Raw genomic sequence first — 23,991 nt, 5'->3', positions numbered from 1 at the left:
TGATCAGCCCGCGCAGGCCACGGGCGAGTCGAAGTGGCCAGGTGAGGTGGGATAGGGCGAACCGCTGTCGCCCGAGACCGGGACGGCCACCTCCCGCGAACCCGACGGGTCGCCCGCGCTCCGTCCGGCGCCCGCGCCCCAGGCCACCTTGGCCAGGAAGTCGAGCATCGCCGGGGAGTGCTGGCGGACGATGTTGTGTCCGCCGTTGGCCGGGCCGCAGTGGGTGTAGAGGTTGAAGTTGCCGTTCCAGTCGATCATCTTGTCGCCGGGGTTGGGCCCGTTGGCCGTGCGGTCGCCCTGCAGGACGTCGCGGTCCGCGCCGCCGTACTGCCAGTCCACGCCCTGGTGGTGCTGGTCGTCGGCGGTGGCGGCGTTGTCCTTGTCGGTCATCCGGAACCACGCGCACGGGTCCACCACCGTGGTCAGCTCGCCTTCCGGCATCTTGCCGGGGGCGCACGAGCCGGGGTAGGAGCCGCGCGGGTTGTAGTCGAGCAGGTCCGCGCCGGCCCCGCCGAAGACGTGGTCGACGAAGCGGTCGCCGGTGCCGCGGGCGGCCGGGTCGAACGTGCCGCCCGACAGGCAGTCCGCGGTGGCCGCGTCCAGGGCCGGGTCGCAGCCCTTGCCGCCCCACAGCAGGTCGTCGCCGTCGCCGCCGAACACCTCGTCGCCGCCGCTGTCGCCGTTGACCAGGTCGTCGCCGGCGCCGCCGTGCATGCTGTCGCGTCCGGGGCCGCCGCGCATGCGGTCGGCGCCGCCCTTGGCGAAACCGTCGTGCGGCAGGGCGCCGGCCGTCCAGGTGTCGCCGTCGGTGTCGTGCAGCAGGTCGGTGCGGCGGTCGTAGGTGCCGGGCTGGAAGCCCTTGTAGGTCTCCTTCGGCGGGGCGTTGAGGCTGACGGTGAAGCCGAGCCGCTGGGCGTCGGAGGCGTCGATGCGCTCGTTCAGCACGCCGCCGCGGTCGCCGAGCATGGCGTCCTCGCCCGCGCCGCCCGACAGGTCGTCGTCGCCCAGCTCGCCGAACAGGTCGTCGTCGCCCTGGCCGCCTTGCAGGGTGTCGTCGCCGTCCTGGCCCCACAGCGCGTCGTCGCCGTCGTCGCCGTACAGGTGGTCGGCGCCGTAGGAGCCGGCCGGCTCGCAGGTGGCCTGGGCCTGGGTGCAGAACCTGGTCGAGTCGCCCGGCAGGGCCGGGTCGTGGCTGCGTACGCGGGTGGCGTCCGCGGGCGCCTGGCCCGCCGGGTAGCGCTCGGTGTAGACCTTCTCGGCGTTGCCCGTCACGGTGCGGACGAGCGAGCCGTTGTCGCCGAGCAGCGCGTCGGCGCCGCCGTTGCCCTCGATCGCGTCGGCCTTGTCGGCGGCGGCCTGCTTGGCCGAGCCGCCGATCAGGTCGTCCTGACCGGGGGGTCGTCGCCCTCCAGGTCGGCCTGGCCACTGGCGTCGCCTCTCCAGCCGGGGTCGGTGAGCGGTTGCGTGGTGGTGCGGGTGGACTCGGCCGTCAGCGGCAGGTCGCCGCGGATCTGGTCCGCGCCGTCACCGCCCTCGGCGTAGTCGCCCTGGCCGCCGCCGGACATCTGGTCATCACCACCCTGCCCCCACAGCACGTCCACCCCGGCACCACCGGACACCCGATCCGCCCCGGCCCCACCGCCGGCCCCGTCCTTCGCCCCCTTGCCCGAGCCGTCGTCCGAACCCTTGCCCGAGCCGTCGTCCGAACCCTTGTCCGAGCCCTTGTCCGAGCCGTCGTTCGAACCCTTGCCTGGGCTGTCGTCCGAGCCGTCGTCCGTGCCCTTGCGTGAGCTGTCGCCTGAGGCGTCGGTCAGGAGGGTGACCGCGCGTGGGGTCATCGGCGTGCCCGCCGAGCCGATGCGGACCGTGGCCCTGGCCGGAGTGCCCGTCAGCGTCACCACGGCGTTGTCGCCGGCCACGACGTCGTCGCCGGGGCCGCCGTAGAGCGCGTCGGCGGCGTCGTCGGTCGCGGTGTGGGTGCCGCCGACCAGGTCGTCGTCGCCCTGGTCGCCTTCGACCCAGTCCACGCCCGCGCCGCCCTCGGCGTAGTCGTCGCCCTCCTGGCCGCGCAGCCGGTCGGGGCCGCCCTGGCCGAAGATCGCGTCGTTGCCCGCGCCGCCGTCGGCCACGTCCGGGCCGAAGCCGCCCGCGAGCAGCTTCACCTGGTGCGAGGCCGCCTGGCCCGGCCGCGCGGCGACCGAGGTCGCCGGGTCGGCCGCGTCCGCACCGGACGCCGACTCACCGGCCTGCGGCGCCGTGCCGGACGGCGTAGCCGAAGGGCTCCCCACCGCAGACGGGCTCGCAGTCGCAGACGGGCTGCCGGTCGGTGACGCGCTGCCGGTCGGTGACGGGCCTCCCGTCGCCGACGGGCTGGCCGACGGACCCCCCGATGGGGTGGCCGACGGAGTGACCGACGGGCTGCCCGATGAGGTGGTCAGGGTGGCGTTGTCGGCGGCGATCACGTCCGGGCCGTCGCCGCCCAGCAGCGTGTCACCGCCGTCCGGGTACGCGCCGGAAGCGCCGCCCACGAGCTCGTCCTCCCCCGCCTCGCCGTACACCTTGTCGCCGCCGACGCCGCCCTCCAGGTGGTCGTCGCCCGCGTCGCCGTGCACCTCGTCGGCGCCGATCCCGCCATGACCCCGGTCGGCGCCCTCGCCGCCGTGGATCACGTCCGGGCCGCCGGCCTCCTCCGGGGTGCCGTCGAGGTCGAACGGGCCGTCGGCGTCGCCGTTGTCGCCGATCAGCTTGTCCGCCCCGGCGTCGCCGTACAGGAAGTCGCCCTTGTCGTCCTTGCCCGCCGTACGGGTGCCGCCGATGACCAGGTCGTCACCGTCGCCGCCGAACGTGCGGTCCTGCCCGGACTCGCCCACGACGGTGTCGTTGTGCGCGCCGCCGTACAGGGTGTCGTCGCCGGAGCCGCCGGTCACCTCGTCGGCGCCGTCGTCGCCGAGCGCCGTGTCGTCACCGGAGCCGCCCGAGACCCGGTCGTCGCCCGAGCCACCGGCCAGACGGTCGTCGCCGCGTTCGCCGCAGACCACGTCCTGGCCGCCGCCGGCCTCGACCCGGTCGGCGCCGCCGCCGGCCGACACGGTCTCCTTGCCCGCGCCGCCGATGATCAGGTCGCGGCCGTCGGCGTCGCCGTCGTGCTCCTCGCACGGCTCGTCCCGCCGGCGGTCGCCGAAGACGGTCGCGCCTCCGTCGCCGCCGACGATGTGGTCGTTCCCGTCGCCGCCGGACAGCTCCTTGGCCGAGGGCTGGACGCCCGCCGGCAGCGGCAGACGGCGTACCTGCCTGGCCGGGCCGAAGTCGTCGCGGCCCTGGGCCTCGCCGACGTCGGACGGTTCGGCGATCACCCAGTCGTCGCCGGGGCCGCCGGAGATGTCGTCCTTGCCGTGGCCGCCCGCGAGCACGTCGTCCCCGCCACCGCCGATGATCTTCACGACCTCGCCGGGGGCCGAGTGACCGGCGACCAGGTCGACGGCCTGACCGCCGTACACCTTGTCGGCGCCCGCGCCGGTGTCGACGTAGTTCGGCCCGGCGTCGGCGGGTCCCGCCTCGTCGCGGCCGATCTCCTCGCGCGGCCCGGTGTAGATCTCGTCGGCCGCCGAGCCACCGGTCAGGGTGTCGGCGCCGGGGCCGCCGACCAGCAGGCTCGGCTGCGCGCGGAACCGCGGCGAGGGGTCGGTGGCGGCCAGCGGGCTGTCGGAGGCGACGGCGATGGTGTCGTTCCCGCCGTTGCCGTACAGCCGGTTGCGGCCGAGACCGGCCGCGATGCGGTCGCCGCCGTCGGCCGGGCCGTCGTCCGGCGTGCCGGGCAGGTCGTCGCCGGTCCAGTCGGCCACCTCGACGTCGCCGACCCTGCGGGTGGCGGGGGTCAGGCGGCCGTCACCGGCCACCCAGCCGCCCGCGCCGCCCATGGTGACGTAGTCGTCGCCGGGGCCGCCGGCCACGATCGCGGCGGGCCCGTCGTACTGGTCGCCGCTGGTGATCTGGTCGTCGCCCTTGCCGCCGTCGATCACGTTGCGACCGGCGCCGGCCAGGATCAGGTCGTCGCCGTCGCCGCCGAACGCCACCACCGTCCGGTCGAACGGGTGAGCTCCGGCGGTGTCGTCGCCGTACCCCTGGAAGACCAGCCGCAGCGCGCCCTTCGCGCCCCGGCCGTCGGCCAGCACCCGGTTCAGGCCGGACGCGCGGTGCTCCTCGCGCACGCCCAGCGCGCTGACCACGAAGCCCTCGTCGCCGGGGAGCTGGCTGACCGTCCACTGCTCGGCGTCGTCGCCCGGCTTGGCGGTGCTGCCGCCCCTGGCCTTGCGCATGCCGCCGACGTGCAGCACCAGGGCGTCGCCCGCCTCGGTCGCGAGTTTCGGCGGGTCCTCGTCGCACTTGGGCCTGACCGAGAAGTCGAGGAGCTTGGCCTCGACGATGGTCCAGTCGAACCGCTTCTTGAAGATCGAGATGCCCACCTCGACCCAGGCCTTCAGGTAGACCTTCAGCTCTCCGTCCAGGGAGAACAGGCACAGCGGGTTGCGCAGCAGGACGTCGGCGAACTCGAAGAACCTGAACTTGCCGTCGTTGGTGGGATCGAGCCAGTTCATGGCGACGGTGAGGAAGATGCCGCCGCTCACGCCCGCCTTGACCAGCACCACGTCGACCGCCGCGCCCGCCTCCAGCCGCCCGGTCAGGGAGATCGCCGGCAGCGGTCTGCCCTGGTCGTCGGTGGTCTTCAGGTAGAGGCTGTCGAGGACCTGGAGGTCGACCTTGCCCTGCTCGATCGCCTTGCGGATGCCGTACGTGTCGAAGCCCGCCCTGATCTGGGCCTCGACCCCGGCGGTGCCGGAGATGACGACCATGATCGGCGGCGGCGACCAGACGGGGCCGAAGGACTGGCTGTAGGAGAAGCCGAGGCGCAGCGGCCCGGAGTCGAACGCGACCAGCTCCACGTCCTTGCCCATCAGCAGGCTGAAGATCGACCGACCGGCGTTCTGCAGCACGGGGAAGCTGAAGCCCGCCTTCGCGGAGTGCTCCATCGGCCCCTGCGCGTCGGCGACGGCGGCCTTGCCCTTCCCGCACGACCTGGCGCCCTGGTCGAGCGCGGCGAACAGGTCGTCCGTGGCGGGCGCCACGTCCTTGATCAGCGAGTCCGCGACGTCGGGCGAGTTCTCGGTGTTCAGCGCGCGGTCACCGGCCACGGTGAAGCTGCCGATCGGGATGTGCAGCTCTCCCTGGCAGTCGGGCAGCGACGTGACCAGCCTGCCGACCTCGATCATCCGCTCGATGAACTTGGTCGTGCCGCCGCCGGCGACCGTGTTGTACTTCTTGGCGATCGTCATCAGGTTCACCTCGCCGCCGCCCGCGGCCTTGCTCAGGTCCGACAGCACGGGGATGGGCGCGTAGAGCTGGTCGATCACCGGTTTGACCGGGTCTGTGACCTTCTTGACCTGGGTCACCACCGGGCCGAGGACGCTCCGGAAGAAGTCGCCGGCCTCCAGGTTCACGTTGTTGAAGGCGATGTTCAGGTTCGCCGGGTCGGGCGAGCCGCCCTTGGTGAGGTCCCAGTCCAGGTCGAAGTCGCCGTACAGGCCGGGGAACATGGCCGAGCCGGCCGTCACCTCGAAGCGCCAGTCCACGGCGACCTTGGCGTTCAGTGACGTCTCCACCAGGCTGCCGGCGTCGGCGAGCTGGTCCAGGCCGATCCGGCCGACCGGCTTGAACCCGATGGTGAAGGCGCCCGCGAACAGGTCGGGGGCGTTCTGCTCGCGGTTCTTGAGCGTGACGTCGAGGATCGCCAGCCTGGCCTTGATCTCGTCGGGCAGCGAGACGTTCACGCCGACGGTCGCCCGCGGCCGGTTCGCCTCACCGGCGTCGACGTAGAAGCCGCTGGTCCGGTCCAGGCCCACCATGACCTCGGCGTGCCAGCCGAGCTCGGCCCGTACGCCCTTGCCCGCGCCCTGCTTCAGCGCGAGGCCCGGGACGCCGACGTCGAGCGGCCGCTCCACGCCCAGGCAGTCCTTGACGCAGCCCTGTTCGGGATCGACGTCGCCCTTGCCGACGCTGACCTTGAACGCGATGCCGGTCAGCTCGGTGCCCTTGGCCGCGTCGCAGGCCTCGGGCTTGGCCGGGTCGGGGACGGGCGCCTGCACGCAGGTGATCACCGGCTGCACGCCGGGGCCGACCTTGGGCGCGAGCTCGTCGTTGTACCACTTGCGCAGGTCGCCGCCGGTGGGCACCTTGCCGCCGTTCGGCAGCTTGGCCAGGGCGGCCTTGATCTCCTGGCGCTTGGCGCCGACGAAGTCGGCCCCCTGCTGGAGGTCGGCGCCGACCATGGGCAGCTTGCCCTTGCCGGAGGCCATGCGCATGCCGGTCTCCAGGGCGGTGAGGTAGCGGTCGATGCCGTCGCCCAGGTTGGTCCAGTCCAGCTCCAGGCCCGGAGGCAGGGTGGAGAAGTCGAAGGAGGGCAGCTCCAGCCGGTTCACGTCGCCGGGCAGCTTCCCGGTCAGGTCGAACATCTCGGCCAGCGGGGCGGACCTGGGCAGCCGCAGCACGAGCGCGTGCTTGCCGTCCGCGGTGAGCGGCGCGCCGTTGAGGTAGGCGGGCAGGACGGCGCACAACGCCAGGTCGGTGTCGTCGCGGTGGGGGTCGCGGTCGCAGGCGACCGGCTCGCTCGTCTCGTTCAGCGCCAGGTCGAGCCCGGAGAAGAACGCGGCGGGGGTCACCGCCTCCTGGGACTCGCCGCCGTAGCGCAGGCTCACGCCGTAACCGAGCCTGGCCTGCAGCGGGTCGTCGCCCTCCTTGCCGATCGCCAGCGGCAGCGGGCCGACGTCGGCCTTGACCGTGCCGTCGAGCTGCGCCTTCGCCTGGAGGTCGAGGCCGGAGTCGGTCTCGATGAGCAGGTCGCGGGCCGGGTCGAAGCCGCGCTTGAGCGCGACGCGCAGGCCGAGGCGCACCTCGCCCTCGACGGCGGCGTCCAGCGTGGCCGAGCCCTTGGCGGCGACCAGGCTGCTGTCGCCGAAGGCGAAGCGCAGCGGCTCCTGCACGGCCGCCTTCTTGTCGTAGGCCAGCGACAGCCGCAGAGCGCCGTCCTCGTAGCCGATGTGCACCTGGCCGCCCAGCGCCTTGTTCAGCTCGGCCACCAGCGCCTGGACGGTGTCCGGCGGCGCGGCGGTCAGGCGGTCGATCGCGTCCCGCAGCGGCGAGCGCAGCGCGTAGGCGGCGCCCGCCTCGGGCACGGCCTGGCCGAACTTCTCGGCGAAGGACAGCGTGTGCTCGCCGCACGCGGTCGCGACGGTCAGCACCCGGGTGCCGACGGCGACGCGGCGGCCGACGTGCGCCTGGGTGAACGTGCGCGAGGGGTCGGTGACGTAGGCGTTCTCGTTGCCGCAGGCGCCGTCGCCGTAGAGGACGCCGGGGCCCGAGCCCATCTCCTCCGAGGCCACCAGGTCGGACAGCGAGCGCCCGAGCAGCGGCAGCTTCGCCGTCATGGCCTCGTTGACCGGCCCGGTGCCCTTGACGCCGTCGAGGTACGTGGCCACCGCGCCCAGGGATTTGATCAGCGTGCCGAAGAGGGCCTGCGGGTTGTCGGGGTCGAAGGCGAAGTCCTTGACCCGGCCGATCTGGTCGAAGCCGCGGAAGGTGACGTTGGCGGGCTCGCCGAGGTCCGGCATCTCCACCTCGCCGGAGACCCTGCCGCCGAAGAAGTCGGCCAGGCCCGGCACGCCGAGCGTGAGCCGCGCCTTGGCCACCGCGTCCACCTGGGAGGTCAGGACGTCGCCCGGCTTGCTCGCCAGCCGCTCGAACAGCCGGGTCAGCGGCACGTCGCCGATGTCCTTGAGCCCGACCTTGACCAGGTCGCCGCCGTTCTTGCTGCCCAAGGTGAGGTCACCGGTGATCTGTACGCCCAGGTAACCCGCGACGGCGTTGACGTTGACCGAGGAGAGCACCGACACGCGGGCGCCGAACAGGTCGCGGCCGGTCCGCAACATGATCCGGTCCGCGGCCCTGGGCAGCTCGTTCACCACGGTGGCGCTGCCGTCGGCGTTGACGTGCTTGTACGGGCACGCCTTCTGCTGCCCGTCCGGCCGCTGCGCGCACCCCTGGCCCGTCACCGGGTCGCTCAGGTCGAGCACGACCGTGGCCGAGGCGTGGTAGCCGCGCATGACGCCCGCCACCGCGGCGGTCGCGTTGGCGCGGTCGAGCCCGGCGGCGGCCTTGAAGGTGTCGCCGAAGGCGATCTGCCCGATCATGGGGTCGTTGGCGGAGATCCGGTACGGCGCGCCCGCGGCGGGCACGCCCCCGCGCCATCCCTCCTCGACGAGGGTGACGGTGTCGGCGGTGTTGTCGGCCACGATGCCGCTCGACGCTCCCGCGGTGACCGTACGCCCGGCGAACTGCCCCGGCGTCCACTTCTGCCCGGCGTGCCGCAGCGTCCTGGCCGCGTACGTGACGCCCGCGCCCGTCCCGCTGACGGTCTGGCCCGCGGGGTTGAGCGGCTCGGGGGCCTGGTTGACGGTCCGGTCCACGACGAGGGTGAAGGCGATCTTCTTGGCGGCGTCGTCGTACCCGGCGTCGGCGACCTTGATGATCGCGCCTCCGGGCAGGCCGCGGGCCTTGCCCAGCGCGGCGAACAGGTCCTGGATCGAGGTGAAGGTGGGCCGGCCGGTGTTGCGGTCCACGCTGGCGGCGGCGAAGGCGTGGATCGCCTCCGACACCTGCACGGCGTCGGCCAGCGAGCCGCGCATGAACGGCAGGTCGAGGTCGCCCTGCCCGTCCCAGCGGGCGCGCTGGGCGGCGGTGACGGCGTTGGCCAGGTGGGTCAGCCCGTCGAGCAGGTCCTTGGGCGTGAGCGTCTGGAAGCGGCCGAGCCGGTCCAGGTCGGCCTGGGTCACGCTGACGGCGGGCCCGCCGGTGGCGAGGTCGGGCCAGCTCGCGTCGATGGTCGCGGCGGCCCCCTCGACCTGGGCGCCGGCGAACGGCTGCGCGGTGACCTGCAGCCTGGCGGCCGCCGAGCCCTTGCGGGTGAAGGTGAACAGGCTCTCCGAGCCCAGTTCCGAGGTGTCCAGCCTGCCGTTGCCGTCCGGGTCGGCGGCGGTGGCGGCGAACTCGGCGTCGACGGAGAGCGTCGAGGCGGCCGACAGGTCGACGCCGAGGATGCCGAAGGCGGCGGTGGGCCTGGCCCCGGTGGCGAGCCTGCCTTCGGCCCGCACGGTCATGGTGGCGTCCTTGGCCAGCCAGGCGGACTTCGTGGCCGGGTCGTAGGCGAAGGGCAGCTTGGCGGTGAGCTTCAGCGTGACGTCCACGCCGCCCGAGGTGGTCAGCGAGACCTTGGGCTGGGTGCTGCTGACGGAGATCGGGCGGCCGGCCGCCGTCCTGGTGACCTCCAGGGTCAGGTCGAGCCGCCTGGTCCCGCCCTGCGTGCTCGCCTTGGCCAGCAGCTTTCCGGCGCGGGGGCCGGACAGCTCGTACTCGTCCTGGAGGTCGTCCAGGGTGGTGAGGTCCTTGAGCTTGTCGTGGACGGCCACCTGGAACAGGTCGGCCAGGCCCAGGGCGTCCTCGCCGCCGGGCACCAGGCCGACGAACGGCAGCTGCTCGCCCATCGGGCCGAGCGTGGCCAGCCCGCCGCCCGCGGTCGTGAACCGTTCCACCGCGGACAGCAGCGCCGCGGTCTCGGCGTCCGGTGTCGCGGACGCGACGGCCGGTGGCGGCACGGCCGCGACCAGACCCACTAACAACGCCAATGCGCAGACAACGCGCGACAATCGCCGGCTTGCCACCAGACCCCCCAGTGCGAAGACACAACGAACCGGGTACGTATCTAGCGATCAAGGCTTGTGCGTGACTTGGATCCGGCTACAAGCGCAGGTCAGAAGACATCCGTTCCTGGCGGTGGCGTCCCTCGGGACAGCGAGGCGCGCAGGCGGCCCATCTCCCCGGCGATCGTGGCGACGGTCCAGTGGGCGTTGAGCCCGCTCGGGTTCGGCAGCACCCACACGCGGGCCTCGCCGACCCGCTCGGGCTGGGGGCCGATGACCGCCTTGGGCCGCGCGAAGGCCGTCCGGTACGCCGAGATGCCGAGCACCGCCAGCACCTCCGGCCCCAGCTCCGACACCTTCTCCGCCAGCTGCCGGCCGCCCGCCACCAGCTCGTCCCTGGTCAGCTCCGCCGCCTTGGCGCTGGCCCGGGGGACGATGTTCGTGATGCCCAGCCCGTACGAGGGGAGCAGGTGCTGCTCCGCCGGGGCCAGCAGGCGCGGCGTGAAGCCGGACAGGTGGAGCGCGGGCCAGAACCGGTTGCCCGGCCGGGCGAAGTGGTGGCCGGTGGCCTCCGACATCAGGCCGGGGTTGATGCCGCAGAAGAGCACGTTCAGGCCGGGACCGAGCACGTCGACAAGCACGTGCCGGAGGTTAGCCCACTCCGCGGCGTGGTCAGCCCATGTCTTCCAGCTTGCGGCCCTTGGTCTCCTTGACCCATTTGGTGACGAAGAGGAAGGACAGCGCGGCGAACAGGGCGTACATGGCGTAGGTGAGCGGCAGGTTCCACTCCGACAGCGCCGGGAACGAGACCGTGATCAGCCAGTTGGCGATCCACTGCGCGGCGGCGGCGACGCCGAGCGCGGCGGCGCGGATGCGGTTGGGGAACATCTCGCCGAGCAGCACCCAGACCACCACGCCCCACGACAGGGCGAAGAACAGCACGAACACGTTGGCCGCGACGAGCGCGATCGGCCCCTGCGGGCTCGGCAGCGAGACCACGCCGCCGACCTCCCGCGACGCGCTGAACGCCCAGGCCGCGGTGCCCAGCGCGATCGCCATGCCGGCCGAGCCGACGAGCAGCAGCGGCTTGCGGCCGATCCGGTCGACCAGCGCGATGGCGATGAACGTGCCGATGATGTTGATGATCGAGCTGGAGAAGCTGATCAGCAGCGAGTTGCTCTGGTTGATGCCCACCGACTGCCACAACACCGACGAGTAGTAGAAGATCACGTTGATGCCGACCAGCTGCTGGAAGGCCGACAGGACGATGCCGACCCAGACGATCGGCAGCAGGCCGAGCGCGCTCCCGCGCAGGTCCTTCAGCCCCGGCACGCGCTCGGTCCGCAGCACGTGCTGGATCTCGGCGATCCGGGCGTCGAGGTCCACGTCGTCGCCCTCGACCTCGGCCAGCACCTCGCGGGCCTTGCGCGACCGTCCCGACATGATCAGGTAGCGCGGCGACTCGGGGATGGTCGAGGCGAACAGCAGGTAGAGCAGGGCCGGGACGGCGCAGGCCCCCAGCATCCACTGCCACGCCTGCAGCCCCCACAGGTGGTTGTTGACGTCGCCGCCGGCGAGCTCGGCGATCAGGTAGTTGACGAGCTGCGAGACGGCGATGCCGAGCACGATGGCGAGCTGCTGGAACGAGCCCAGCCGCCCCCGGTAGGCGGGCGGCGCGACCTCGGCGATGTAGGCCGGCCCGAGCACCGAGGCCATGCCGATCGCGAAGCCCGCGATGACCCGCCACAACCCCAGGTCCCAGATGGCGAACGGCAACATCTGCCCGATCGAGCTGACCGTGAACAGGCCCGCGGCCACCTGCATCGACCGGGTACGCCCCCACCGGTCGGCCAGCCCGCCGCCGATCCAGGCCCCGAGCGCGGACCCGAGCAGCGCGATGGCCACGACGAAGCCGATCTGGACCGCTCCCACGTCGAAGTGCCGCTGGATGCCGGTGACCGCGCCGTTGATGACCGAGCTGTCGTATCCGAACAGGAACCCGCCGATGGCCGCCGCCGCGGTGATGAAGACGACGTGGCCCAGATGCTCGTGATGGGTGTACCGAGTTGCCATACAGGTCCCTTCCCCGTGATCGGGGACCTACCCGGAGATCACCTGTGTAGCGCGGCGCTTACCCAACCTTGCCACAAACCGGACGTCAGGCCCGGGTCAGCCAGAAGACCGCGATCACGACGACCGCCACCACCACCGCCACGGCGTACCTCAGCAGCGCGCGCCCGAGAGCGCGCCGGACGTAGCCGGGACGGTGGCGGTCGGCGGTCATCACATTCTCCTTCGAAAGGACGGGCTCCCTCACGGGGACGGGGTCACAGGCGCGGGTCCACCGGCTCGGACTCCAGGGCGAGCACCGCGAAGACCGGCTCGTGCACCCGCCAGCCCGCCTCCCCGTCCGCCAGTCGCGACAGCGCCTCCAGGCCGAGGGTGTACTCGCGCAGCGCGAGCGAGCGCTTCTTGCCCAGGAAACGGCGGCGCAGCACGTCGAGGGACTCGGTGTAGTCGGGCCCGTAGATGATCCGCAGGTACTCCCGGCCGCGCACCTTCACGCCGGGCTGCACCCGGCCGGGCACGTACGTGGCCGGCTTGACCACCATGCCCTCTCCCCCGGCGGCGGTCAGCGCCTCCCACCACGCGGTGGCCGCGGCCCTGGACTCCGGCGAGTCAAGCGTGACCGACACGTTCCTGGTCGGCGCGATCAGCGGCGAGTCGAGCAGCGCCAGCGTGGACAGGTGCCAGGCGTGCGGCTCCAGCGCCGTGGCCCGCCCCTCGCAGGCCAGGATCTGGAACGGCGCCAGCCTGATCCCGTCGAGCCCGTCCACCGGCCAGCAGTAGCGCGCATAGGCGTCGCGGAACAGGGCAGCGTTCTCGGAGCGGCGTCGGGTGCGGGTCAGCAACCCGCCCACATCCAGCCCGCGTCCGGCCGCCGCTTCCAGAGCCGTGACGGCCTCGGGCAGCGCGGCCCGCGCGGCGGCGCCGACGGAGGCGTACTGCGACCTGATCAGCTCGCCCGCCTTGGCCGACCAGGGCAGCAGCTCGCAGTCGAGCACGACCCAGTCGGAGCGCAGCTCCTCCCACAGCGGCTCGCAGGCCGCGCGCACCGCCTCGACCAGCGGCGTCATGTCCCGGAAGAACGGCCGCCCGGTACGCGTGAAGACCGCGCCCGTGCTGCCGTCGGCCACGCCGAACCGGGCCGCGGCGACCTCGGGCGTCCTGGCCAGCACGGCGACGGCCCGCGAGCCCATGTGCTTCTCCTCGCACACGACCTCGCTCACCCCCGCCGCGGCGAACTCCTCGAACGCCTCGTGCGGGTGCTCCAGGTAGCCGTCGAGCCTGGACGTCTCCGGCGGCGCCATCGTCGGCGGCAGGTAGACCAGCCAGCTCGGGTCGACCGCGAACCGGCTCATGACCTCCAGCGCGGCGGCCGCGTTCTGCTCGAGCACCTTGACCCGGCCGCCGAAGCGGGTCTCGACGTGCCGGGTGCCGATCACGTCGCCGACGTCGAGCATGCCGGGCTCGCGGGCGGGGTCGCCGAGCGGCTTGGCCGGCTCGTACCAGACCTGCTCGGCCGGCACCTGGACGATCTCGCGCTCGGGGTAGCGCAGCGCGGTCAGGTGGCCGCCGAAGACGCAGCCGGTGTCCAGGCAGATCGTGTTGTTGACCCACTCGGGGGTGACCGTGGGCGTGTGGCCGTAGACGACCATGGCCCGGCCGCGGTACTCGTCGGCCCACGGGTAGCGGACCGGCAGGCCGTACTCGTCGGTCTCGCCGGTGGTGTCGCCGTACAGGGCGAAGGCGCGTACGCGCTTGGAGGCGCGGCCGTGGTAGGACTCCTTCAGCCCGGCGTGCGCGACGACGAGCCGGCCGCTGTCCAGGCGGTAGTGGCTGAGCAGGCCGTCCATGAACGTCCGGGCCCGCTCGGCGAACTCGGGCGGCCCGGCGGCGAGCTGGTCCAGCGACTCGCGCAGGCCGTGGGCGACGGTGACCTTGCGGCCGTTCAGCGCGCGCACGAGCTTCTGCTCGTGGTTGCCGGCCACGCAGATCGCGGTGCCCGCCTCGACCATGTCCATGACCAGGCGCAGCACGCCCGGCGTGTCGGGCCCGCGGTCGACCAGGTCGCCGACGAACACGGCGGTGCGGCCCTCGGGGTGGGTCAGGCCCTGCCAGCCGAGCTCGGCCAGCAGCGTCTCCAGCTCCGAGCGGCAGCCGTGCACGTCGCCGATGATGTCGAACGGGCCGGTCAGCTCGGTCCGGTCCGACCACGCCTTCTCGTAGGTGATCTCGGCGTTGTCGATCTCCTCCTGGCCACGCAGCACGTGCACCCGCCGGAAGCCGTCTGCGGAGATCTTGGACAGCGAGCGGCGCAGCTCCTTGCGCTGGCGGATCACCACGCCGGGGCCGAAGTCGCGGTCGGGACGCGCGGCGTTGCGCTCGATCGCCACCTCCTCGGGCGTGTCCAGCACGATGGCGTCGGCCAGCACGTCGTGCTTCCTGGCCAGCTCGATGAGGCTCTTGCGGGCGGGGTACTGGACGTTGGTGGCGTCCACGACGGTGAACAGCCCCCTGGCCAGGCGGACGCCGACGATGTGGTGCAGCAGGTCGAACGCCGCCGGCGTGGCGGCCTGGTCGTTCTCGTCGTCGGACACCAGGCCGCGGCAGAAGTCGGAGGAGATGACCTGCGTGGGCTTGAAGTGGCGGCGCGCGAAGGTGGACTTGCCGCTGCCGGAGACGCCGACGAGCACCACGAGGGACAGCTCAGGAACGCTGATCACGGGTGAAGACTCCCATCTGGGTGGGCGGGCCGACCTCGGGGTCGTCCTCGCCGACGGGTTCGACGGCGACGTGGTAGCCGTACTGGGCGGCCACCCGGGCGGCCCAGGCGGCGAACTCGGCCCGCGTCCACTCGAAGCGGTGGTCGGGGTGGCGCAGGCCGGTCAGGAACTCGTAGCGCACGTTGTGCTCGATGTTGGGGGTGGTGACGAGCACGTGGCTGGGGCGGGCGCGGCCGAAGACGACGCGTTCGAGCGCGGCCAGGCGCGGCGGGTCGACGTGCTCGACGACCTCCATGAGCACGGCGGCGTCGTAGCCCGCCAGGCGCTTGTCGGTGTAGGTGAGCGCGCCCTGGAACAGGGTGAGCCGGGCCCGCTTGCTGTCGGGCATGCGGTCCAGGCGCAGCTTGCGGGCGGCGATGGTGAGCGCCAGGGAGGAGACGTCCATGCCGGCGACGCGCGCGAACCTGGGCCTGGCCAGCAGCGCGGCGACCAGCTCGCCCTGCCCGCAGCCCAGGTCGATCACGCTGACCGCGCCGAGGTCTTCGAGCCTGCGCAGCACGGCCTCGCGCCGCAGCGTGTTGAGCGGCCGCGCCTTCCGCGCCGCGCCCGCCTCCTGGGCCCCGCCTTCCGGTACGTCACCCTGGGCGGCGGCTTCCGCGGCGCCTTCGGCGACGGCTTCGGCGGCGGCCTCGGCTTCGGCGACGGCGGCCTCGTCGGCCGCGGTCTCCCCGGCGGGAGCCTCCTCGGCGAGCGCCGGCTCCAGCTCCTCCTCGGTCTCGTCGCCCAGCTCGGCCAGCCTGGTCAGCGCGGTGCGGGCCAGCGCCCAGCGCCGCCCGAAGTAACGCCGGGCGATCAGGCCGCGCTCCGGATGCCCGCCGAGCCAGCCCGCCCCCGCCCTGACCAGCTTGTCGATCTCGTCGGAGGCCATCCAGTAGTGCTTGCCGTCGTCGAGCACGGGGAGCAGCACGTAGAGGTGGTTGAGCGCGTCGGCCAGCAGCACGGTGCCGCGCAGGGTGAGCCGCACGTACCGGGACTCGCCCCACTCGGGGAAACCCTCGTCGAGCGGCAGCGTCCGCGCCTCCACCGCCCACCCCAGCGGCTCGAACAGCCGCCGGGCCAGTTCAGGGCCGCCCCGGCAGGGCAGCGCGGGCAGCCGGATCTCCAGCGGCAGCGGGGTGCCCGGCAGCTCGGGGCGGGCCTTGCAGCGGCCCGCCCGCGCGGTGCGGAAGACGTCGGCGAGCGCGACGGCCAGCAACGACGAGGCCGCGTACGGGCGGTCGTTGACGTACTGCGACAGGCTGAAGTCGGGCGAGTTCCGGCCGCGCGAGCGGACCAGCGCGATCGGGTCGACCTCCAGCAGGAGGGCCGCCGTGCAGCGCTCCTCGCCCGCCTCCGGGTAGAACACCGTGGCCGTGCCGAACGACTGGCCGAACTCCTGCACGCGCTCGGGATGCTTGTGCAGGAGGAAGCCCAGGTCGGTGGCCGGCGCGGCGGTGGTCGTGATCGTCAGCAGCACGTCCCAAGTGTGCCGTAGCCGGACGAAGCGCCGCCAACGGAATTACACGTGCGGCAACACCTCGGCGGCGATGAGCTCCAGGTGCTCCAGGTCGGCCAGGTCGAGGACCTGGAGGTAGACCCGCTCGGCCCCGAGCTTGGCGAAGGCGCCCAGCTTGGCCAGCACCTCGTCGGGGGTGCCGCACAGGCCGCCCTCGCGCAGCAGGGCGGGGTCCTGGCCGATGGCGGCGGCGCGCCGGTCGATCTCGGCCTGGTCGGCGCCCACGACGACGGTCTGCGCCGCCGACAGGATCAGGCCGCGGCCCGCCTCGTCGGCCGCCTCCCGCACCCGCGTGAACGCCTGCCCGGTGTCGGCCAGGGTGCGGAACGGCACGTTGTACTCGTCGGCGTAGGTGGCCGCCAGCCGGGGCGTGCGCTTGGCGCCGAAGCCGCCGATGATCACCGGCGGCCGGGGCCGCTGGACCGGCTTGGGCAGCGCCGGCGAGTCGACCAGCCGGTAGTAGCGGCCCTCGAAGGAGTAGGAGTCCTTCGCCGTCCACAGGCCGGTGACGATCTCCAGCTGCTCCTCGAAGCGGCCGAACCGCTCGCCGAGCGGCGGGAACGGGATGCCGTACGCGGAATGCTCCCCGTCGAACCAGCCGGTGCCGAAACCCAGCTCGACCCGGCCGCCGCTCATCTGGTCGACCTGGGCCACGCTGATCGCCAGCGGGCCGGGCAGCCGGAACGTGGCCGGCGTCACCAGCGTGCCGAGCCTGATCGTGGAGGTCTCCCTGGCCAGGGCGCCGAGCGTCACCCAGGCGTCGGTGGAGCCGGCGCCGGGGTCGCCGGGGCCGATGCGCTGGTAGTGGTCGGACCGGAAGAAGGCGTCGAACCCCAGGCGTTCCGCGGCCTGGGCGACGGCGAGCAGGTCGTCATAGGTGGCGCCCTGCTGGGGCTCGGTGAAGATCCGCAGCTTCATGAGGCTCATTATCCGCCCACATCGGACGGCGACCGGAAAAGCCCCGCGCCGTCCGGCGAACGCTTGCTACCTTCACCAGCAACCGCTGAAAGTAGCCGATCGATCACGATGGGTGGCATATGTCGCGGAAAGCAAGAGAGTCCGGCACGCTCCCCCGCCCGCTGGCGGTGCTCGCCGCGCTCGTGCTCGCCGGAGCCACGGGCCTGGCGATCCGGATGTTGCCCGCGGGCGCCGAGCCCGCGCCGCCGTCCCGCGCCGCCCCCGCCCGCTTCGCGCCGCCGAAGCGGCCGGTGGCGGTCCAGCGGCCGCCGGGTTCGTTCGTGGGGTTCGTCGACACCGCCCGCGACCCGGGGTTCGACCTGGCGGCCGAGTCGCGCGGCACCGGCGTCGCCCGGTACGCGCTCGGCCATCTCGTCGCGGACGGCGACGGCTGCCTTGTCCGGTGGGCCGGGCCGCCGCGGCCGGAAGGCGACCCGGTGGCCGCCGGGCTCGGGCGGCTGCGGGCGGCGGGCGGCGACGCCTTCCCGGTGTTCGGCGGGCCCGGCGGGGACGACCCGGCCGTCACGTGCACCAGGTCAGGTGGCCTGGCCACCGCCTACCGCAAGGCGGTCGGCGCGTTCGGGGCCGCCGCGGCGGGGTTCGAGATCCGCGACGCCGGCACGGCCGCCGCGCTGCGCAGGGCACGGGCGCTGCGCGCCCTGCAAGGGGAACGGCCGCTGCGGGTCTTCTTCACCCTGCGCCTGACACCGGACGGGCTCGACGCGGCCGACCTGGCGGTGCTGCGCGCGACCCGGCGGGAGGGCGTCCGGGTGGACGCCGTCGAGCTGCTGGCCGAGATGGAGCCGCGTACCGGGCCTCAGGGACGGCTGCGCAGGCTGGGATCGGCCGTGCGGGCGGCGGCCGGGCAGCTCGCGCGGGCCAACGGCCTGCCCGGCGAGGATCAGGTGTGGGAGCGGCTCGCCCTGACCCCGGTGCTCGCCAGGGCCGGCGATCTGGACGGGGCGGAGGCCCGCAAGTTGTCGGAGTACGCCGTCCGGCACGGGCTGGCCTGGTTGTCGCTGCGCGGCGCACCCCCCAAACCGGAAATATCCCGCATTCTCTGGAAGACCCACTCCTGACATAGGATTTTCCACGAATCCAGGGGGTGGGGGAGACGATGGCGAGCCGTGCCGAGAGCGCGCGCAAGATCCTCATCTACTGGATGGACGCCATGATCACCCTCCTGGGCCTGGTGTTCGTGGCCCTCGTCCTCATCTACACCACGCGCGGCCTGATGGGCGTCCCGCAGGCGCTGCTCGCGATCGCCTTCCTGGCGGGCCAGGTCACGCTGTTCCCCTCCATGCTGCGGGCCGCCTTCGACGACCGCCCGCGGCCCACGGCGAAGCTGCTGCTGTCCGGGGTGTGCGCGGCCGGCTCGGTGCTGCTGCTGCCGCACGACGAGATGGCGAGCACGGCCACCTGGCTGGAGACCGGCGTCCTGTGGGTGTCGGTGGTCGCGTTCTACCTGCCGCTGTGGGCCACGGCCTGCCTGGGCGCCGCCGTGACCGTCCTGGTCAGCGCGTACGTCGTGCTGATCACCGACCGGTCCTGGGCCGGCACGCTGATCCCCGAGGCGGCCAGTTGCGCGCTCATGGTCGCGGCCATGCTGCTGTGGCGCTGGCTCTGGTGGACGATCAGGGACGCCAACGACGGCCAGGAGGCCAAGGCGCGCCTGGCCATCGCCGAGGAGCGCCTGCGCTTCGCCCGCGACCTGCACGACCTGCTCGGCCGCAGCCTGTCGGTGATCACGCTGAAGAGCGAGCTGGCGGCCAAGTTGTCGACCAAGGACCAGGCCAGGGCCCTCGCCGAGATGGACGAGGTGCGCAGGCTGGCCCACGGCTCGCTGGCCGAGGTGCAACTGGCCGTCGACGGCTACCACACGCTCGACCTGGACACCGAGCTGGCCGGCGTACGGACGGCGCTGGAGGCGGCCGGCGCCCGCTGCCTGATCGAGACCAGGGCCGGCGACCTGTCCCCCGCCGGGCGCGCGCTGCTGGCGTGGGTCGTGCGCGAGGGCGGCACGAACGTGCTCAAGCACAGCTCGGCCACCACCTGCGCGATCACGATCGAGGGCGGCGTGCTGGAGATGCGCAACGACGGCGTGAAAGACCTCTACGCGGCCCCGGGCAGCGGCCTGCGCGGCCTGTCGGAGCGCCTGACCACGGCGGGCGGCTCGCTCTCGGCCGCCCCGACGCCCACCGGCGAGTTCCTGCTGCGCGCGGCGGTGCCCGCGTGAGGCGGCCGACCCGGCTGGACAAGGTCCGCTGGCTGATCGTCTACTCCACCGACATCATCCTGCTGGTGTCCGCGACCGGCTTCTACAACCTGTACCTCCTCGGGCAGAGCGTCGATCTGCCCTGGCAGGTGTTCGTGACCGCCGGCGTGCTGCTGCTGGTCTTCATGGCGCTGGCCACGCGGCCGTTCCGGATCGCCGTGCGCGGCGGCCCCCGTCCGACGGCGCTGCTGGCCGTCTCCGGGGTGCTCGCCCTGGTCCTCGCGGCCGGCACGATCCTGTACACCGTGCCGGTGTGGCTGGCGATGCTGGCCCCCTTCGTCCGCCGCCGGACGATCGTCACGTTGTCGGTCGGCTGGATCGCCGTCCTCGTCCTCGTGCTCGCGCTGACCATGGGCCTGCCCGTGGAGATGTTGTCGGCGGTCGCGGTCCTGACCGTGTTCAGCGGGCTCGGCGTGGGCGGCGTGCTGGCGAACCTGTGGTTGTGGCGGGTGGCCAAGGAGGCGCACGAAGGGCAGGAGGCCAGGTCGAGGCTGGCCGTCTCGGAGGAACGGCTGCGCTTCGCCCGTGACCTCAACGACCTGCTCGGGCAGAGCCTCGCCGACGTCTCGGCCAGGACCGCCCGCGCCGCCGACTCGCTGCCCGGTGACCCGGCCGCCGCCGAGCGGGCCATGTTCGAGGTACGCGACCTGGCCAGGCGGTCGCTGCGCGAGGTGCGGGCCGTGGTACAGAACTACCGGGCGCTCGACCTGGACGAGGTGCTGTCTAGCGTCCGGGCGGTGCTGGAGGCGGCCGAGGTCCGCTGCACGGTACGGGCCGACACCACGGCGCTGGCCCCGGAGGCGCGCACCCTGCTCGCCACCGTCGTCCGCGAGGGCGCCACCAACGTGCTCAAGCACAGCAAGGCCGAACGCTGCACGATCACGATCGAGAACGGGGTCCTGGAGATGTCCAACGACGGGGTGAGCGGCCCGGTGGGCGAGCACGCGGCCAACGGGCTGGCGGGCCTGGCCGAGCGGGTCGGCGCGGCGGGCGGCGTGCTGCGGGCGGAGCCGACGTCCGACGGCGGCTACCTGCTGCGCGCGGCGGTGCCGGCATGACCACCCGCGTGCTGCTCGCCGACGACGAGCACCTGATCCGCGGCGCGATCGCCGCCCTGCTCGACCTGGAGGACGGCATCGAGGTCGTGGCCCAGGTGGGCCGGGGCGACGAGGTCGTGGACGCGGTCGCCGAACACCGCCCCGACGTGGCCGTGCTGGACATCGAGATGCCCGGCATGGACGGCCTGAGCGCCGCCGAGCGGATCAGCGCGCAGTGCAAGATCGTCATCCTGACCAGCCTGGGCCGCCCCGGCTACCTGCGCAGGGCGATGGCCGCCGGCGTGAGCGGCTTCCTGGGCAAGGACGCCTCCGCCGAGGAGCTGGCGATGGCGATCCGCAAGGTCATGGCCGGCGGCCGTTACCTGGACGCCGAGCTGGCCGCCGCCGCGATGGCCGCCGGCGACAGCCCGCTGACCGAACGGGAGCGCGACGCGCTGCGCCTGGCGGGCGACGGGGCGACGATCTCCAGGATCGCCGGCGAGCTCCACCTCACCGAGGGCACGGTGCGCAACTACCTGTCCAGCGCCATGACCAAGCTCAACGCCCAGAACCGGCTGGAGGCGATCCGCACCGCCCAGCGCATGGGCTGGCTCTGACCTCGGCGCCAGTGACCTCAGCGCCAGTTGGTGACCCGGCGCAGCACGTACTCCACCGGGCCGTGGCGGTGGGTGCGCAGCCAGCGTGCGCTCGCCCACACGAGCACCGTGTAGATCACCAGGGCGACGCCCATCACCGCGATCGGCGACAGCCTGCCCGCGAGCGCGAGGCCGTACCCGGTGAAGACCAGGGCGATGAGCAGCGACTGGCCGACGTAGTTGGAGGCGGCCACCCGTCCCGGCGCGGCCAGGACGCGGCCCACCGCCGGGAAGCGGCCGATCAGCCGGAGCAGGGTGGCCACGTAGGCGGCGGCCAGCAGGATCGAGGTGAGCGTGTTGACCGCGCCGCCGAGCAGCTCGACCGCGCCGGTCCGGCCGGACGTCCAGGCGTACAGCAGGCCGCCGGGCAGGCCGACGCCGAAGCCGGCCCACTGGACGCGGGACAGCAGGCGGGGCCGGCGCCCGACGTCCTCCAGCAGCCTGGACTTGCCGGCCGCGAGCCCGAACAGGAACATGGCCAGCGCGGTCGGCCCCTGGAAGAGCCAGATCATGGCCACGAGCGGCGGATAGAGCTCGGTCTGCATCGTCAGGAAGTCCAGCGGACCGCCGGTGGCCAGGCCCAGCACGCGGGCGGCCGCCGCCGGGTCGGCCGCGACGGGCTGCCCGGCGGCCGGGTCGAGGGTGGACAGCCAGGCGAGGGCCAGCCAGAGCAGGGTCAGCGCGCCGATGATCGAGGAGCCGGCGATGACGGCCGTCCGGGGTCTGAGCCCGCGCAGGGCCAGCAGGACCACGCCGAGCGCGGCGTACAGGGTGAGGATGTCGCCGATCCACAGCAGCAGGCCGTGGGCCAGCCCGATGACGAACAGGGCCAGGCAGCGGCGCAACGTCCTGGCCCGTACGCTCGCCCCCGCCCGCTCGGCCGCCCGCATCTGCAGCGTGAAGGAGTACCCGAACAGGAACGAGAAGATGATGTAGAACTTCGTCAGCACGAAGGCCGTGATCGCCAGAGCCACGGGCCCGTCGGGGATGGGCATGGCGCCCGACAGCGCGTATCCCGGGTTGGCCAGGAAGCCGATGTTCGCGACCAGGATGCCCGCCAGCGCGAACCCGCGGACGGCGTCGACCTCCTGAACGCGCCCGGCGAGGGTGGTTTGCGTCATGCCCCGACGCTAGGGACGCCTGCCCGCGCGGCGCGTCCGTCCTTGGTCTGGGCGGGCGTGACCAAAGGCTCAGCCGGGCGGATCGGCCGCGGCGGCGGCCACGGCGGCGTCGGCCGTGGGGTAGACCGGCAGGTGCGCGTCGACCCCGGTGATCTCCAGCAGCCGGGCGGGGGCGCCCTGCGGGGCCGCGAGGTAGACCCGCGCGTCGTGCGTGCGCGCCTCCTGGTGGCAGGCGAGCAGGGCGTGCAGCCCCGAGCTGTCCATGAACGTCATCGCGCTCAGGTCGAACACCACGTGATCGGCCGGACGCGCCCTGGCCTGCCGGACGTGCTCCCGTAATCGCGCGTGGTTGGTGGCGTCGACCTCACCGCACACCTCGATCACGGTCACGCCGGGCAGATGCCGATGGCTCATCGTCAGCGGCGTCATCGGCGGCCTGTCCGATCCTGGACGGCCCGCGCCTCCGGAGGCGACCATGGATGCACGATAGACAGCTTCACCCGCCCGGGGTTCCGGCAAACCGTCACGATGAGGTCACGCCTTGGCCGGGCGGCATCCGTCAGCGCCGCCCGGCGACCAGCAGCGCCACGCACTCGACGTGGTGGGTCATCGGGAAGGCGTCGAAGGCGCGCAGGTCGGTCAGCTCGTAGCCCAGCTCGCCCAGCCACTTGAGGTCTCTGGCCAGCGTCGCCGGGTCGCAGGAGACGTAGACGATGCGCAGCGCCTCCAGCCCCGCGACGCGCTCCACCACCTCGCGCCCGAGGCCCGACCGCGGCGGGTCGACCACCACGAGGTCGGCGCGCTCGATCTGGAACCGGTCGAGCGCCTCCTCGACCCGGCCGCGCTCGACCCTGGCCTGCGGCAGGTCGCGCAGGTTGGCGCGGGCGTCGCGGACGGCCGCCGCGTCGGACTCCAGCCCGAACACCGCGCCCTCCGGCCCGACCGCCTCGGCCAGCCCGGCCGCGAACAGGCCGACCCCGCAGTAGAGGTCGAGCGCCCACTCCCCCGGCTCGGGCGCGGCGTAGGCCAGCACCGCGTCGAGCAGCGTCTCGGCCGCCCCCGGGTGCACCTGCCAGAAGCCGCTGCCCGCGACCCGGAACTCGCGGTCGCCCACGTGCTCGTGGAGCACGCCGGAGCCGCGGCGCGGCACCGTGCGACCCTTGCCCTGGTCGAGCAGGATCGAGGCGGGCGCGTCGAGCTCGGGCACGCTCACGCTGCGCCGCGGCCGCGGCGAGACCACCACGGCACGGTCGCCGCCGGCGGAGGCGATGACCTCGATGCCGGCCGCGCCGGGCCACTCGTGGTCTTCGGCGGCGACCGCCTCGACCTCGGGGTGGGCGATCAGGCAGGCGTCGACGACCTCGATCTCGTGCGAGCGGTGCCGGCGGAAGCCCAGCTCGCCGGCGGGCGTGGCGGCGAACTGCACGCGGGTGCGCCAGCCGAGCCCGTCCTTCGCGCCGGGCACCTCCTCCACGACGACCTCGCGCTCGATGCCCGCCAGCCGGTGCAACTGCTCGGCCACGACCTGGGCCTTGAGCCGGCGCTGCGCCTCGAGCGTGGCGTGCTGCCAGTCGCAGCCGCCGCAGCGGCCGGGGCCGGCGTACTGGCAGGGCGGGACGACGCGGTCGGGCGAGGGCTCCAGGATCTCCACGGCGTCGGCGCGCAGGAACCGGCTGGTCTCCTCGGTCACGTCGGCGATCACCCGTTCGCCGGGCAGCGCGTGCCGGACGAAGACCACCCGCCCTTCATGGCGTGCCACACACCAGCCGCCATGCGCGACCGGACCGACCGTCAGCTCCAGAGATGCCTGTTCCACACCCCCACCCTATGGTGAGCCGCCACGGGCGACGTCCTCGT

15 protein-coding genes are annotated in these 23,991 nt (G+C 73.4%); 4 read left to right on the top strand and 11 right to left on the bottom strand.

The genetic code is table 11. From position 1 onward, the window contains the following. Nucleotides 1-3 precede the first annotated feature (3 nt). From ACNF49_RS19060 to ACNF49_RS19025, 8 genes are all read right to left on the bottom strand, one after another. Entirely contained in the window at nt 4-1,272 is a 1,269-nt protein-coding gene (locus ACNF49_RS19060) for a calcium-binding protein (RefSeq protein ID WP_482944542.1), read from the bottom strand. Nucleotides 1,273-1,376: 104 nt separating this feature from the next. Then, nucleotides 1,377-9,731, bottom strand: coding sequence for a calcium-binding protein (locus tag ACNF49_RS19055; protein WP_482944541.1), 8,355 nt, complete (start codon nt 9,729-9,731; stop codon nt 1,377-1,379). Between the two features lie 125 nt (nt 9,732-9,856). After that, entirely contained in the window at nt 9,857-10,387 is a 531-nt protein-coding gene (gene mug / locus ACNF49_RS19050; RefSeq protein WP_357965085.1) for a G/U mismatch-specific DNA glycosylase, read from the bottom strand. 31 nt (nt 10,388-10,418) lie between these two features. Continuing rightward, complete coding sequence (locus ACNF49_RS19045) at nt 10,419-11,819, bottom strand: sugar porter family MFS transporter (protein ID WP_357965087.1); 1,401 nt, start codon at nt 11,817-11,819, stop codon at nt 10,419-10,421. 85 nt (nt 11,820-11,904) lie between these two features. Next, on the bottom strand, nt 11,905-12,030 hold the full coding sequence (locus ACNF49_RS19040; protein ID WP_352326762.1) for a hypothetical protein: 126 nt from the start codon (nt 12,028-12,030) through the stop codon (nt 11,905-11,907). A gap of 43 nt (nt 12,031-12,073) precedes the next feature. After that, entirely contained in the window at nt 12,074-14,533 is a 2,460-nt protein-coding gene (locus tag ACNF49_RS19035) for a polynucleotide kinase-phosphatase (RefSeq protein WP_482944540.1), read from the bottom strand. Then, nucleotides 14,517-16,049: a 3' terminal RNA ribose 2'-O-methyltransferase Hen1 gene (locus ACNF49_RS19030; RefSeq protein ID WP_482944539.1), complete on the bottom strand. Its 1,533-nt coding sequence runs from the start codon at nt 16,047-16,049 to the stop codon at nt 14,517-14,519. Before ACNF49_RS19030 ends, ACNF49_RS19035 begins: the two co-directional genes overlap by 17 nt. A 42-nt stretch (nt 16,050-16,091) precedes the next feature. Further along, nucleotides 16,092-17,006 (bottom strand): LLM class F420-dependent oxidoreductase, encoded by a 915-nt coding sequence (locus ACNF49_RS19025; RefSeq protein WP_482944538.1) that lies wholly within the window; start codon nt 17,004-17,006, stop codon nt 16,092-16,094. Between the two features lie 119 nt (nt 17,007-17,125). On the opposite strand from ACNF49_RS19025, the gene ACNF49_RS19020 reads away from it, so the two are divergent. The 4 genes from ACNF49_RS19020 to ACNF49_RS19005 are packed head-to-tail and all read left to right on the top strand — an operon-like array spanning nt 17,126 to nt 20,974. Then, nucleotides 17,126-18,124 carry a glycoside hydrolase family 18 protein gene (locus ACNF49_RS19020; protein WP_482944537.1) on the top strand — a complete coding sequence of 333 codons (999 nt, stop codon included), beginning with the start codon at nt 17,126-17,128 and terminating at the stop codon, nt 18,122-18,124. Nucleotides 18,125-18,162: 38 nt separating this feature from the next. After that, nucleotides 18,163-19,281 (top strand): sensor histidine kinase, encoded by a 1,119-nt coding sequence (locus ACNF49_RS19015; RefSeq protein ID WP_482944536.1) that lies wholly within the window; start codon nt 18,163-18,165, stop codon nt 19,279-19,281. Beyond that, nucleotides 19,278-20,378, top strand: a complete 1,101-nt coding sequence (locus tag ACNF49_RS19010; protein ID WP_482944535.1) for a sensor histidine kinase — start codon at nt 19,278-19,280, stop codon at nt 20,376-20,378. Before ACNF49_RS19015 ends, ACNF49_RS19010 begins: the two co-directional genes overlap by 4 nt. Next, nucleotides 20,375-20,974, top strand: a complete 600-nt coding sequence (locus ACNF49_RS19005) for a response regulator transcription factor (protein ID WP_125646369.1) — start codon at nt 20,375-20,377, stop codon at nt 20,972-20,974. The genes ACNF49_RS19010 and ACNF49_RS19005 overlap by 4 nt, the downstream gene beginning before the upstream one ends. A gap of 17 nt (nt 20,975-20,991) precedes the next feature. Here the strand turns inward: ACNF49_RS19005 and ACNF49_RS19000 are convergent, their stop codons facing one another. The 3 genes from ACNF49_RS19000 to ACNF49_RS18990 form a co-directional block, all read right to left on the bottom strand. Then, entirely contained in the window at nt 20,992-22,134 is a 1,143-nt protein-coding gene (locus ACNF49_RS19000; protein WP_482944534.1) for a DUF418 domain-containing protein, read from the bottom strand. Between the two features lie 69 nt (nt 22,135-22,203). Continuing rightward, the gene (locus tag ACNF49_RS18995; protein WP_357965109.1) at nt 22,204-22,611 is read right to left on the bottom strand and encodes an STAS domain-containing protein; all 408 of its coding nucleotides are present in this window, start codon (nt 22,609-22,611) and stop codon (nt 22,204-22,206) included. An 82-nt stretch (nt 22,612-22,693) separates the two neighbouring features. Then, the gene (locus tag ACNF49_RS18990) at nt 22,694-23,950 is read right to left on the bottom strand and encodes a class I SAM-dependent RNA methyltransferase (RefSeq protein ID WP_482944532.1); all 1,257 of its coding nucleotides are present in this window, start codon (nt 23,948-23,950) and stop codon (nt 22,694-22,696) included. Nucleotides 23,951-23,991: the final 41 nt, after the last annotated feature.

The organism is Actinomadura sp. ATCC 39365, assembly GCF_054392275.1.
The sequence above is the reverse complement of the archived record's forward strand: the minus strand, read 5'-3'. Positions and strand labels throughout refer to the sequence as shown.

Excerpts from the sequence above, each read along its gene's own strand:
- ACNF49_RS19045 (WP_357965087.1), bottom strand. The coding sequence starts at position 11,819 with ATGGCAACTCGGTACACCCATCACGAGCATCTGGGCCACGTCGTCTTC.
- ACNF49_RS19040 (WP_352326762.1), bottom strand. The coding sequence starts at position 12,030 with ATGACCGCCGACCGCCACCGTCCCGGCTACGTCCGGCGCGCTCTCGGG.
- ACNF49_RS19025 (WP_482944538.1), bottom strand. The coding sequence starts at position 17,006 with ATGAAGCTGCGGATCTTCACCGAGCCCCAGCAGGGCGCCACCTATGAC.
- ACNF49_RS19020 (WP_482944537.1), top strand. The coding sequence starts at position 17,126 with ATGTCGCGGAAAGCAAGAGAGTCCGGCACGCTCCCCCGCCCGCTGGCG.
- ACNF49_RS19015 (WP_482944536.1), top strand. The coding sequence starts at position 18,163 with ATGGCGAGCCGTGCCGAGAGCGCGCGCAAGATCCTCATCTACTGGATG.
- ACNF49_RS19005 (WP_125646369.1), top strand. The coding sequence starts at position 20,375 with ATGACCACCCGCGTGCTGCTCGCCGACGACGAGCACCTGATCCGCGGC.
- ACNF49_RS19000 (WP_482944534.1), bottom strand. The coding sequence starts at position 22,134 with ATGACGCAAACCACCCTCGCCGGGCGCGTTCAGGAGGTCGACGCCGTC.
- ACNF49_RS18995 (WP_357965109.1), bottom strand. The coding sequence starts at position 22,611 with ATGGTCGCCTCCGGAGGCGCGGGCCGTCCAGGATCGGACAGGCCGCCG.